We start from the raw sequence: 12,420 nt of genomic DNA, 5'->3' as shown, positions 1-12,420 counted from the left end.
CCAATTTTAATTGACCACTACAACCTAACGTAATACTTCAGTACTGAGAATATCCTTTCTGAAGTGGGTAACTGAGATTTAGTCTGCTCATTTATAAATTTTGCATGCAAAAATTTAGGCTCGCTTATTGGCTGCTATAAGCGCAGCTTGTAGAGACAATAAGGAGCAACGGGGTTTGGGGCCGTGGCCCCAATGTGTTTCCGCTTCTCTAAAATACACATGATAACCAGGCTTTCCCCAACATGAGGTAGGGACAAAGGCCCATGCGTACAGCGGTAAAAGCTAAAGACTTGGGGTAGGCGTTAGCGTTACTACTGCCCAAAAAGAGCCTGAAAACAGGTTCGGTATGGAATAAACGAGTAAATATTGCTACTCCTATACACATGCCTTGACTGCCACTTAGCTTTGATTGATGGGTTCTCTAACGCGTCCAGTACCTGAAAAGCCTGAGCACGACTGAAGACTTCTATTTTTCGACTGGCCTCTTTTTCTTTGACCAGTAAAAAGTGCAGATCGTTTTCATTCGTGGTGTGTTGGAGTTCAAACGTTAAGGAAGGGTAATGGTCTGCGACGGCGGCGAATCGCTCTTTAAAGGAAGTGAACTCGGTGTCAATGTAATACTCCGTCACCTTTGCAAGCGCAAACGGGGAGCGGTCGTTGAATACGTCTGGATTAAAGTGCGCCAAAAATCGGGCGATAATGGTACGGTGTTTTCCCGCGCGAATGAAATACTTGTCTTCAATCTTGATAAAGGACAGGTTGTGCAATTCCTCTTCGGATAAATAATACTGAGGATGGTTTTCTAACTCGGCAAGCCTGCGGTCCAGGCGTTTAAGCCATCGCCCTTCTAGGCACTCTCCCCACGTGGCATCGTCACCATACATCTGATCGATACCGACAACCTGGTCAAGCGGGATCGACGCCACGTAATGGTCTGCATGATCCTTAAGATGAAGTTCATGCGTCCTCAAATAGGTGCCGTAGTTATGGATAATATCCCCTGAGAACGGGGCAGGGTTTTGCTTATTCAATGTTTGGATATCGGTTCGAATGGCATGCATATCAGAGCGTCCTTTCATCGCGCATTACAATTAGATCTTTTAACCTACCACACTTTGTCAGCAAACGTGCAGAGAGTAAGCCATCTAGGTGTCGTGGACCAAACCACTCGAAGTCCGTGTGACATTCCCCTGCCCATCACCGAGCAGGGGAGCACAACCGAGACCACGTTATAAAAACGGCAACACCTCCTCCGACAACAGCAGAGGCAGCAACCAGGGCAGCAGGGACAGTAAGCGGTTCAGTACAGTGGGAGAGATATAGATGAGCATTCGCGTTTCCTTCTTATTGATGTCATTGGGCGCAATGGCCCTTACAAAGTCGTCATCAACAATCGGTAGTTCGCTGCTCTCCATTGTATCCGCTTTTATTTATGATGCAACGAACCCTAGCCAAACCAAAATAAGCACATGAAACCATTATTAAATTACGAATTATCCACAGGCCGTACGGTGTTTTTATCAACCTTATTTCCCAAAACGCCGCCCAAAAAGTCAATTTTTCAGCCCTGCGGTTCCCCCTAAAAATGGAACTGGGTCAGCAGGTTGGTATCGAGCCCGAGCAATTGCGTGTAGATGGCCGTGTTGCGCTCGCTGCGGTGGCCAAGATGAATACGCACTTGCTCGCGGCTCAGTCCGTTGAGCAGCATATGAATGGCGCAGCTGTGTCTCAGCACCCGAGGCGTCAGCCCGAGGGTGAGCTCGATGCCGGCGACTTTTGCCTGGCGCTCGATACCGGCTAACCAGTTGCGCGCCGTCTGATCACAGATTGCTTGTTCATTGCGACGCTTGCGACCGGTGCCTGGATGCACGCGTACCGCATGGCTCGGGTCGTGATTACGAAATAGCGGCAAGCGTTCGTTCTTGCCATACGTGACCTTGTAACGAATTAATTCTGACGCAAAATCCGGATCATAGAGTGTCACCACACGAAACGCGTCTTTGCTGGCGTTGCCCGACTTGCCTCGGCGCTGCTGCTTGAGGGTGCGCAGCGTCACGGTGGTGATGAGCTGTCGATGGCCACCGACATCGATGGGCGTTTGCGTGATGCGATTGGGGGTTAAGTCCAGCACTTCATTGATGCGGCCACCGGTGTTGAACAGCATCAACATCAGCATGCGGTGATGGTGATTGATGGGCAGCGCGGCCAACTGGCGAATTTCCGGAGCCAGGAGGTAACGCGGCAAATTGAGCTGTGGGTACTTGGTGAAAATGGCTTTGCGAAACTGCGCCTGGACGTGCCAGTCCACGGGCGAGGCCAAGCTGGCCACCGGTGACGGCGACGACACCAGGGAAAGGGAAGCCGACATATCAAAATGCTCCTGCAATCAATCGAACCTGGCACTCAGTCTAGACGCCGCAGGGCGGGGAAGGCAAAAGATCTTTTTTTCCAAAATCGATTTGGGAAAAGATCTGCTTTTGGTCAAACCCCCAAATAACCCACGCACCGGCACGCGGCCACGCTCGGCCTCCACCACAAGATGTAGTAGGTTTGCAGCTGGCGATCGATACTAGATATGGGATAAAGGCGCAGGGCAGGGGGGATTGGGGAGTCTATCCAAAAAGCCAACACGGTGACTTGAAAGGTAAAGGAGGGAAGGGCATCACACCCGTATGAGGTTGCCCCTCTGGTTTTCGACTCAGCGGCTGTCAGTGCTAGGTCCGTGCACGGCCTAGCCCACACACTGCCCGAAAAGCTGCCCCCTCATTAGCAAAGAGAGACACCCGGGCAAAGCCAGCGCATAAATGACGAACGCGGCCACTATAATCAAAAGCTTAGCCATGTCATCACCTCGTCACGACTTCATGCTGTTCAGGATGATAAACACGGCTAATCCAACCGTGCACAATAGGTGGACGTGCTTGCGTATCATGTTGAAAATGGCACGATTGGGGGCCGTTAAGCAGCGTTCAATCTCGGTTTGCTCATGTTCGGCTCGTTTGACCATTGGCGTTATTTTCGTTTTCATCCGTCAGTACTCTTGTTTATCTCTCACTCGATACCAATGCTCTAGATTTATTTGACCTTTGGCTCTCACTTTCCGTTCAAGCGCCTCAACCTTTGCTCGCTCACCCATGAGGGGATGGTGATAAATCCGACCGTCCTGCAGAAGCAACTTAAGCAAATACACCTCCACGGTTTTTTCATGGCCGTCCTGGTCATAACCATCAAACGCCGGCTTTGCGGGCATCGTCAACAAAGCCTCATCGAGTTCAATCGTTTCCGCCATATTTTTCCATCCTACTGACCGCTTAACCCACACTCTCGCTGTATATACCAAACCGCCGCCTCTTCTTTATTCGCCTCGGGCACCGCGGGATCGCGCTGCGCCAACTTGGTGTAGTATTCAACGCAAGCGTCAAAGTCGGTGCGTTGCTCGCATCCTATCAGCAATAGTCCCACTATTAATACGCCACGTTTTCGCATTACGCGCTCCTCTACAACGTGTGGTTGATGACTCTCCTGGTTCGCCTACCAGGCACTACGCCCATTCTTGCCACTGATACGGGTCAAAAACATCGGAGTGCCCTGGGTGATAAAGCACATCCATATTAAGCAGCCGATTGAGATACCGTGTTTCCACAGCCGCAGGAAAATAGGGCAAGGCAAGATCACGGACCACCCAATACCGATGTCGGCCATCCCCAATGGAGAGCGGCAGATCAACATCAGGGGTGAATACAGGGCACCAAATTTGCCGGTCCTGCTCAAGGTATTGCCGTATTGAACCTATCTTATCTCTTGCTTTAGCAATCGCATCACCAGGCGACCACAATTGCTCGTTAAAATACAAATCGGTAAGGTGTCGAGGGAGGTACCGGATGGCGTCAGCTTGCCAAGCCTGGTCCCACTTTTTCGTATCAATAAGCACATACGCAAACGGCTCTAGAGGCATGGTGTTTTTATCACAGTGCGAAAACGTGATGTCGTTATCTCGATACACGGTGTCGATGTCAGATAAGGGAGTGTGGCCAAACCCCAATTTTTTACATAGCTTGAGCATGGCAGTCCCTTAGCTTATTCATGATAAATGATAGGCTTGGGTGAGCACTCCTGGCATAAGTAGTGGTAAGAGTCGAGCTCCAATTCTTGTTTATTACGATGTGAGGACGCCTAGACTGTGCTCTCTGCTTGGCATTGACGGCATACTTTGGTGTAAGCGGGAGCCGCATGTTGAACGATACTTTCAAAGCCTTTTTTCTTGATTGACTTGATGTAGAAAATCTCACAAATCATCGCAGTACTGACTTCATCACAATGCCAATATAACTCAGACGCTCGCTTAAAACGTTCTTCTCGAATACTATCTTGCTCAATATAATGCCTTGCCGCTTCAAGAACGTTTTCTTTCGCCTGAGCCACTTCTTCATTTTTTTTGTGTAGGGCGTCAATCGCGACTTGCAGACCTGGCACCATAATCCAACCTCATTGTAGACAGTCACCAACGCTTGCGTTACTCGCTGGTGACGGAGCTTATTGATTGTCTCACCAACCACTTATTTTCTATCACATTCCCATACTAGGTGAGCTTGAAATACTCAAACGCTGTTCTGCTTCGTAAACCCGATTCGCATAAGCAGCCCTAGCCTCATCCTTGCTAGAATATGGTTTGACATTCCCATCGACATCGATCACTTCGTATGAGGTAGACAACACGGCTCCATTGGCATCCAGTTCTTCGACTAGAACAAGACTGCAACCGCATTCGGATAGTAACGTTGTTTTTCGCGACATTTTAATTACCCCTCGTTATCAGCATTTTGGTGCGTTATTTTCTTCAGTTCAGAATAGGGCACTTTCCCTACCTGTTTAAGTTTCTGATTTTCTTTAGTGCAAACAGCAAAGTAATGACAAACAGAAGTGCGAAACCAATACTATACATATGCGTAGTGATTGCCTCTTCTATTGTTGAACTGGTTGTGAATGCGATAACTGCCATCACACACCCGACCAAAAGTCCAATAAGTGCCCCTTTAAAAATCACTGGCTTACTATCCCCTTAAACTATGCAAAAGGGCTAATGCCGCCTCTTTTGTAAACCCATAAGGTAGTAGCACTTGCTCCAAGTCTTCTAGTATGAGTTCTTTGTTCGCCACAAAAGATACTCCCAACGGCCTACCACTCGCAGCCCATTCCAAGACTTTACTTTGCCAGTCACTTACTACAAGGTCTTCAAGTAGCATTTCCTTACCTTCGATCTCAATGCCTAACTGCCCAAGCTTTGAGAAACACTCCGTAATTAAAGCGTTAAATTGCTGTTTCATGCCTTTACCTCTGCTTTTCCAGTTCGTCAGCAATATCACGAAGTACCTCGATCCATTTTTCTTTCGCTTCACCCTTAAACGTCATATTTGCGTATGATTGCTTAAGTGAAAAAGAAGATATCGGAATCTCTGGTGATAAAGAAATGTTCATCCTTCCAGCGGCAATGTCATCAATGAGGAGTGAAGGCTTGATAGGCCATGACAACCCTTTTGGATCTGTTTCATACTGCATGCCTTTTCCTTAATATTCGTTTCTAGCTTTCAATAGTCGTATGGAAACTTAGAACGTTGTAACCACGCTCTTTCAGAAAGTAAGCTATCGGTTTGTAGGCAGGTTCATAGAAAAATGAGCCTCCGCCAGTTCACCTTATCTATTTACCATTGCGCGGTTCTGCTAAATAATCAACGCCTCTCGCTACTGAAAGCCTATCTTCATTCTGATAGATTTCTTGACCTACAAGATTCGAAGGCACGGTATCTACAAGCGTTTTAACACCATCAACCACCCTCCCTAAATAATCGTCAATTAAAGACTCTTGAGAAAAGTTAAAAGCTTCATCTTTGTAGACTGGCCTATCACAATCACGCATTAATTGCCTAAACTCTTGCTGAGCCTTCCAAGCCTCAGAGCTACCGTGATACTTGTTGATTGTCTCCGCAAACTGCTTGTAAGACTGTAGTTCGATTTCTTTCTCATTAAATCGAGCTTGTAATGATTCATGGAGCGAAGACGGTACGCCCCCTAGTAATCTAATAATAAAATTAAACACAACCATTTCCCCCTGCAAGTTGAGACAGAGGGACACCCTCTTCTATATGAGGTTGTAGGTGGTGGTATCTGACTAAAGCTTGTTCATTATCTAGAGTCATGTCGGTCACATTCAGTGGTTAAATAAACGAGGGTTTTCTTACCCATCCGTCGATAAACGAAAAAATGCTGTTTTACACCATGGAAAGCTGTTAAATTACTCAGTAATGAAATCAAAGTCAATTTATATGTCGTCATATCGAGTTTATTTACCTTTTGAGGAGGAGTGAAGTGAAAATAGGATATGCTCGTGTCTCAACGCTCGATCAAAACCCTAACCTTCAGGAAGATGCTCTGCGATCGGCAGGGTGTGAAAAAATATTCATTGATACGGTAAGTGGCTCGGTAGCCGCTCGACCAAAACTGAATAAGGCGAAAGAAATGCTTCGCTCTGGCGATACCTTCGTCGTTTGGCGACTTGACCGGTTAGGCCGATCTCTAAAAGACCTAATTGAATGGTCTAAATGGCTTGATGAAAATGGGATCGCATTGCAAAGTCTTCATGAAGTGATCGATACCTCAACTCCAGCAGGGAAACTGACATTCCACCTCTTTGGTGCCCTAGCGGAATTTGAACGTAATCTTATCCAAGAAAGAACACAAGCTGGTCTAAAAGCAGCCAGAGCAAGAGGTCGCATTGGAGGAAGGCCTAAAGCGCTTGATGATGACAAACGCCAGCTAGCCATCAAACTCTATAATGAAAAGGAAACGCCTATTAGTAAAATATGCACCATGATGGGGATTTCAAAACCCACCCTTTATGCCTATATCAAAGAAGCGAATAAAGATTCTGAATCGGCCAAATAATGTTGTAAGAAGCCTGCCAAATAATCCTGTAATTTACACTCGTGACGCATCATCGAAAAAAAAACAGTCCCATAAAACGACTGTTTTATGGGACTGCTCAAAAAGAGGGAGTGACCGGGTAGCTGCGATAACCGCCAACTTTTGAAAGGACGCGTATTTAGGGGTTCTACGCCGGAAACGCCGAAATTTCCGTTGCTAATGCAGATACTCGTAATCGGGGTTTTGTGCGAGTAGAACGGCCTAGTTACCTAGGCCGAACCCTCTCAGAACCGGACGTGCGGAACTACCGCATCCGGCTCCCGAATAAACAGGCGTCCCCGCGCCATTTTCAGTGAACGTTAAAGCACAGATTTTGCCTTAAACCACTCTCTACGTGGAAATCGGATTATGTCCAAGATGGTAACAAACCTTGACCATGTCATTTGTTTCTTTCCACCTCTTCGGTTAAACCAACGCAGTAGAATGCGCTTACTTTGATATAGGAAACTATCCACTCGTCTCTTGTTATAAGATAAGAGCGGCAGTCCTAGAGGTAAGCCGAGAGCAAAATCCTGAACGTTGGTCAGGAGAAATCAGGAACTACAAACCAGTTGGTGACGTTCATCTAAATCCAGAAAAAGAGGTTGCTTAATTAACAAACAACCAGTGACAACTATCTTGAAAAACGCCGCTTCATTGTTTGGAATAAATCCCTTTTGGGATAGGCTCTAGGGTTGCGTGATCATATTTTATAAATTGGAATAAAGATCTTTTATTTTATTTTTAATGAATTAAAAATGATGGTTATAGCCTATTTTTCATTGACTGCTCCTATCAATTTCTGTTTTATATAGATATATTAATTTTAATTAATGGTTATTGCAGTGATTTATTAAAATAAAAACTAAGAAATATTTTAATGGAGTCTATAGCTATCTAATTCGAGATGAATGGGTCATTATAAAACCCCTTCCATTGTATTAAGGATTGTTTGGATGGATGAGTAAAGATTTGTCTCATTAAATATTAGATTTAATCTCAATCACTAGGAAATTTATATTATTAATTTAAAGTCCATAGCAACTTTTTTACCCATTTTGGTAATGTCAACATCCGCTTTAACCAATAGTACGCTTGAGGCTGATAGTGACTTATACCCGTGATTTTAATAAAATCAGGACATACTACGCACCATGATTATTGCACTGAATTCTCAACAAAAGCAGCAACTCGAACAGATGCACGACACTGAGCGTGATAGTCGAGTGTGCGACCGTATAAAAGCCGTTTTTCTGGCTTCCGAGGGTTGGAGTCAGCCCATGATTACTCAAGCTCTTCGCATTCATGAATCGACCGTTACACGTCACCTCAGCGACTACGTTAAAGAGATATTTGGACTTGATTACACGGTTTCTTGCATGAACAAATGGCTTCACCACAATGGTTTTAGCTACAAGCAACCGAAAGGCGTTCCACACAAGTTTGATGAAGCGAAACAGCAAGCTTTCATAGATGCTTACGAAGCGCTAAAGGCCAGTTGTGGCGAGGATGAGTCGATAGTCTTTATCAATGCAGTTCACCCAACATTATCCACCAAAATATCTCATGGCTGGATACATACTGGTCAAGATAAAGTGATTGAAACAACGGGTAATCGTAGCCGGTTAAACATTATTGGCGCACTGAACCTGTCGGATATTGGTGCAACCATTGTTGACGACTATGAGAGCATTAACAGTGAAACTATCGTTCGTTTTTTGCAAGTTAAGAGAGAGTTACCCGTTAGCCCATAAACTCCATATCATCTTAGATGGTGCTGGATATCACCGCAGTGACTTAGTCAAAAATGCGGCATTCGTACTTAATATTGAGCTGCATTATCTTCCACCTTACAGTCCAAACCTCAAACCGATAGAGCGGCTATGGAAAGTCATGAATGATAGGTCGAGGAACAACGTTTATTTCAAAAGGAAACGTGACTTCAAGGCGGTAATAGACTAATTTTTTCTGTGACTCTTCCCGAGATCGCAGGTGATTTGGCATCTCGAATCAATGATAATTTTCAGGTTCTCAAGCCTGCATCTTCAAGTTGATTCGGTATAGGTATATAAGTTTTTAATTTCAGCAATCTACATCTAGATGGAACTGCTGAATTTTATTCATCCACAGAAAACCACGGGGTTACTTGTGGATGAATACCAATTCCAAAATTACAGCGTAATCTGTTCATAATTTTGGTTAACGCTTTAGCGTTGTCACGGTAAATACCCCAGGCATGTCCGGGGGAATCTTTTCAATAAGAGTTAACAAATTATAATGAGGTAAATTATGGGAAAGCAATTATTTAAACCAATTAAAACGCTGGCTGTGCTGTCAAGTTTATTGATGGGGCAGTCATATGCAGATGTATTGGTAGTCGGTAATCAGGGAGAAATAGCTAATAAGATCTCCAGCCACTTCAAGCAAGAACTTGTGCATTACTCTGGCCAACAAAGTGCAACTGATATTTTGTATGTAGATGTGGCCTCGGCAACGGAAAGTGAGCTGAGTGAAGTAAGAAAAAGCATTATCAACAACGGGCTGGTGGTACTGGATCTTACTAACTTTGCCTCAGACGAAGAGCGTAAAGCAAAGTCAAAACATTTAACCGGAATTGGTGTGTCATCACCTGTAGTGATTAATGGGCTATCCAAAGGTGAGTCTGTGACCAACTTGATTGAGGGTCACCCAGATGAGCCAGATGATGAAGCAACGTTAGAACAAACTATTTTAGATTCATTAACCACTAACTTTGACTATAAGGGCTAAAAGCATGAAAAGAAAAATAACTCTTGTAAGCGCTGCCGTATTGGCTTCATTAACAGGCTCTTTTTCTGCGTTTGCTGAAGACTACAATCCGGTTTTATCTCGTGTCATAACTGTTAGTACTAATCAAGGTGGTGCAACAATTAACTTTAGTGTACTGATGGAACAATTTCGCTCTATTCCTTCAAGCACTAACGGAGGACGTACTGTAAATAAGAAGATTGTTCGCTTTGTAGTAGATAATGCAAGATCTGGCTCGGGCTTTCACTCTGTGGATAGGTTAGGCACTACAAGCAATCCATCTATCAATGCCAGGTTTGAAGGTGGCTTTCAAGAAGTACATGGTGCGGTTAGCGAATATGATATAAAAATAACGCCTAGCGGCAGACCCGTAGAACTATTTCAGCATGCGCCACGCAATACTAATAAAGAGTTTAACTTTGACGAACGTTACTCTACCACGTTTGGCACCAATGCATCCTTTGGAGTGCAGGTGGATAGTTCCGGCCCTAAATTATCAACTGATGTTGGCTCCAGTACATCCAGAACGACTCTAAATCGCCTGCAATTCAGCACCAACGAATACAGAACTAACAATAGTACTTCGAGTGGACAGTTTAGGGTGAGCTTTATTAATACTACTTTAGAAGGGTGCGGAGGCGCATATCTTAGAGTGCCTTCTGGTGGTGGATGTGAAAGCAGAATTTCATTACCGAATGTAAGAAGGTTTACCTTAGAACGTTTTGGTCAAAATGTATTTGACTTAGGAAAGTTTAGTCCGATTGCTTATGCTAACTTTACGCCTAACTTTGGTGCAAGCTTTGATGTTGATCCATCAGAGAATGGCAAAAGTAGTTTTAATATATCCTTCGCTATGCAAACAGGCACTTTACGTGGAGAAGGACTGTGGGATGACTTTACTGGCTTTTCCGGTCCAATGGTATATAAAGCTAATGGTTTTGTTAATGGCAGAAAAATAGAAGCATCTACCGATGTTGAAGTTGACTGGGCACATCCAATCTTTGGTGCCAATACTACCGTGCGAATCCAAAGCTTGCGTACCCGTAATAGTTGTTTAGAAGCAGTAACTAACCCTTCCAACTTAATGAATGCAAATTATCTCCTGGAGTTCAGAGAGTGCGCTAGTTCTAAAAAATCACAAGTATGGTCGTTAAATAGTCAAGGTCAGTACAGAAGTGGTATTGGTGTGAATCAATGTTTGGAGTTAGGTGATGATGATACAAGGCTTGTTGTTAGAGATTGCGGTTCATCAAATGCCCAGCGTTGGCAGTGGAATAGAAATCAACTTGAAAACTTTCTTTTCGGTTCGGATGGAAGAAATCGAGTACTTACTCATCTTGTAAATCATCCTAACCCAGATGTTGGAGAAGCACACCCTTCGGGCTTTACTTCTCCAGGCCGTTCTTATCTCCAAGAGCTTGAGCCTCGTGTTGTAAATGTAAACTTCTAAACTTATTAAAAATTAGAGAAGGAACAAAGCCAGGTAAATAGCTACTTGTTTTTTATTCTGTGAATACAGAAAACCACGGGGTTACCTGTGGATGAATGACAATTCCAAAATTACAGCGTTAGCGGTTTGTAATTTTGGTCAACGCTTTGGCGTTGTCATGGTAAGTACCCCGGGCATGCCCGGGGGAATCTTCTTTGAATTAGTTCTGACCAGACCTGACCATTTGATTTGAAAAATGGAGAGTTACCCGTTTTGATAAAGGTGTTGTCAACGCCAGTTTAAAATTGACCCACTTATTGGCGTTATCGCCGAAGTAAAACTGACCCACCCACGTAATTAACTTCTACTTTCAGATAGATTTTCTAGAACCGTTGGTATGGTTCCAGCTGCCTTCTTTCCCCGTAATCGGTAGCTTTCTCCACTGATTTGTACGATGTGCGAGTAATGAAGAAGCCTATCCAGTAATACCGCCGTCAGTGTCGTCTCGTCGGCGAACGCATTTGACCATTGAGAGAACGGCAAGTTACTGGTTACGATAATGCTGCCTTGCTCATATCGTTTAGCGATGACGTTGAAGAACAAGTTAGCTTCTTCTCTGCCGAACGGTAGATAGCCTATTTCATCCACGATAAGGAGCTTTGGCGCAAGCACGCTTCGTCTCAAGTAGCTTTCAAGTTTGCCCTGAGGTTTCGCTGTAGACAGTTGAAGCATTAAGTCCGCGGCTGTGATGAACCGTGTCTTTAAGCCCTTTTGTACTGCTAGTTGACCAAGGCTCACTGCTAGATGGCTCTTGCCGACACCACTTGGACCAAGTAGTACTACGTTTTCCTTTCGCTCAAGGAGCTAACCCTGTTAGCTCCTTGAGCTGCTTCCTTGGGGCACCTGTTGCGAACTTGAAGTCATAGTCGTCAAACGTTTTGTCCATAGGGAAGCTGGCGAACTTAGTTAGCGCTGCTCGTGTGCTACCCCCTAATTTCGATTTTTGTAGACTTGCCATGCTTGAACTGCAATAAGCAACCAAGCAACAGGTAAAACCCCGTAATTCAAAAACGAATCAACGTACTTACCCGCATTAGCAACACCACTCTCACTATCGAAGAAGCCCGTCATGTGTAGATATGTAGTGGCATAGTGAATTTGGCCACCTGATTAGAGGTGTTAGAATGCACCTCGTACACAACAGGTGGAATTATGACAAAGCGTACGAGAAGAACTTTCAGCCCAGA

General features: G+C 44.6%; 15 protein-coding genes and 2 pseudogenes. 4 read left to right on the top strand and 13 right to left on the bottom strand.

Annotated features, from left to right (window positions below):
• Window positions 1–311 precede the first annotated feature (311 nt).
• The 12 genes from IX95_RS25385 to IX95_RS25340 form a co-directional block, all read right to left on the bottom strand.
• Complete coding sequence (locus IX95_RS25385; RefSeq protein ID WP_038165108.1) at window positions 312–1,061, bottom strand: hypothetical protein; 750 nt, start codon at window positions 1,059–1,061, stop codon at window positions 312–314.
• A 168-nt stretch (window positions 1,062–1,229) separates the two neighbouring features.
• Complete coding sequence (locus IX95_RS25380; protein ID WP_038165106.1) at window positions 1,230–1,415, bottom strand: hypothetical protein; 186 nt, start codon at window positions 1,413–1,415, stop codon at window positions 1,230–1,232.
• A 164-nt stretch (window positions 1,416–1,579) separates the two neighbouring features.
• Window positions 1,580–2,368 (bottom strand): tyrosine-type recombinase/integrase, encoded by a 789-nt coding sequence (locus tag IX95_RS25375; protein WP_038165104.1) that lies wholly within the window; start codon window positions 2,366–2,368, stop codon window positions 1,580–1,582.
• A 486-nt stretch (window positions 2,369–2,854) separates the two neighbouring features.
• Window positions 2,855–3,028, bottom strand: coding sequence for a hypothetical protein (locus IX95_RS26570; RefSeq protein ID WP_160175009.1), 174 nt, complete (start codon window positions 3,026–3,028; stop codon window positions 2,855–2,857).
• Between the two features lie 3 nt (window positions 3,029–3,031).
• On the bottom strand, window positions 3,032–3,289 hold the full coding sequence (locus IX95_RS25370; RefSeq protein WP_038165101.1) for a hypothetical protein: 258 nt from the start codon (window positions 3,287–3,289) through the stop codon (window positions 3,032–3,034).
• A gap of 11 nt (window positions 3,290–3,300) precedes the next feature.
• Window positions 3,301–3,486 carry a hypothetical protein gene (locus IX95_RS25365; RefSeq protein WP_038165098.1) on the bottom strand — a complete coding sequence of 62 codons (186 nt, stop codon included), beginning with the start codon at window positions 3,484–3,486 and terminating at the stop codon, window positions 3,301–3,303.
• A 55-nt stretch (window positions 3,487–3,541) separates the two neighbouring features.
• Complete coding sequence (locus IX95_RS25360; protein WP_038165095.1) at window positions 3,542–4,063, bottom strand: hypothetical protein; 522 nt, start codon at window positions 4,061–4,063, stop codon at window positions 3,542–3,544.
• A 110-nt stretch (window positions 4,064–4,173) separates the two neighbouring features.
• Window positions 4,174–4,476 carry a hypothetical protein gene (locus tag IX95_RS25355; RefSeq protein WP_038165092.1) on the bottom strand — a complete coding sequence of 101 codons (303 nt, stop codon included), beginning with the start codon at window positions 4,474–4,476 and terminating at the stop codon, window positions 4,174–4,176.
• Between the two features lie 90 nt (window positions 4,477–4,566).
• Complete coding sequence (locus IX95_RS26450) at window positions 4,567–4,794, bottom strand: hypothetical protein (RefSeq protein WP_152562077.1); 228 nt, start codon at window positions 4,792–4,794, stop codon at window positions 4,567–4,569.
• A gap of 257 nt (window positions 4,795–5,051) precedes the next feature.
• Window positions 5,052–5,324 (bottom strand): hypothetical protein, encoded by a 273-nt coding sequence (locus IX95_RS25350; RefSeq protein WP_038165089.1) that lies wholly within the window; start codon window positions 5,322–5,324, stop codon window positions 5,052–5,054.
• Window positions 5,325–5,328: 4 nt separating this feature from the next.
• Window positions 5,329–5,556, bottom strand: coding sequence for a hypothetical protein (locus IX95_RS25345; protein WP_038165086.1), 228 nt, complete (start codon window positions 5,554–5,556; stop codon window positions 5,329–5,331).
• 139 nt (window positions 5,557–5,695) lie between these two features.
• Window positions 5,696–6,094, bottom strand: a complete 399-nt coding sequence (locus IX95_RS25340) for a hypothetical protein (RefSeq protein WP_152562076.1) — start codon at window positions 6,092–6,094, stop codon at window positions 5,696–5,698.
• A gap of 269 nt (window positions 6,095–6,363) precedes the next feature.
• On the opposite strand from IX95_RS25340, the gene IX95_RS25335 reads away from it, so the two are divergent.
• The 4 genes and pseudogenes from IX95_RS25335 to IX95_RS25320 all read left to right on the top strand — a co-directional run bounded on the left by IX95_RS25335 (window position 6,364) and on the right by IX95_RS25320 (window position 11,194).
• Window positions 6,364–6,939 carry a recombinase family protein gene (locus tag IX95_RS25335; RefSeq protein WP_038165082.1) on the top strand — a complete coding sequence of 192 codons (576 nt, stop codon included), beginning with the start codon at window positions 6,364–6,366 and terminating at the stop codon, window positions 6,937–6,939.
• Between the two features lie 1,172 nt (window positions 6,940–8,111).
• A pseudogene (locus IX95_RS25330) lies at window positions 8,112–9,011 on the top strand (IS630 family transposase).
• A gap of 235 nt (window positions 9,012–9,246) precedes the next feature.
• Window positions 9,247–9,726, top strand: coding sequence for a hypothetical protein (locus tag IX95_RS25325; RefSeq protein ID WP_038165079.1), 480 nt, complete (start codon window positions 9,247–9,249; stop codon window positions 9,724–9,726).
• 4 nt (window positions 9,727–9,730) lie between these two features.
• Entirely contained in the window at window positions 9,731–11,194 is a 1,464-nt protein-coding gene (locus IX95_RS25320; RefSeq protein ID WP_038165076.1) for a leukocidin family pore-forming toxin, read from the top strand.
• A gap of 336 nt (window positions 11,195–11,530) precedes the next feature.
• Here the strand turns inward: IX95_RS25320 and istB are convergent.
• Window positions 11,531–12,155: pseudogene (istB, locus tag IX95_RS25315) on the bottom strand (IS21-like element helper ATPase IstB); the annotation flags it as partial.
• Window positions 12,156–12,420: the final 265 nt, after the last annotated feature.

This window comes from Vibrio sp. B183, assembly GCF_000740665.1.
GTDB classification, from domain to species: domain Bacteria; phylum Pseudomonadota; class Gammaproteobacteria; order Enterobacterales; family Vibrionaceae; genus Vibrio; species Vibrio coralliilyticus.
Note: the sequence above shows the minus strand (reverse complement) of the source record. Positions and strands in the feature narration are given on the sequence as shown.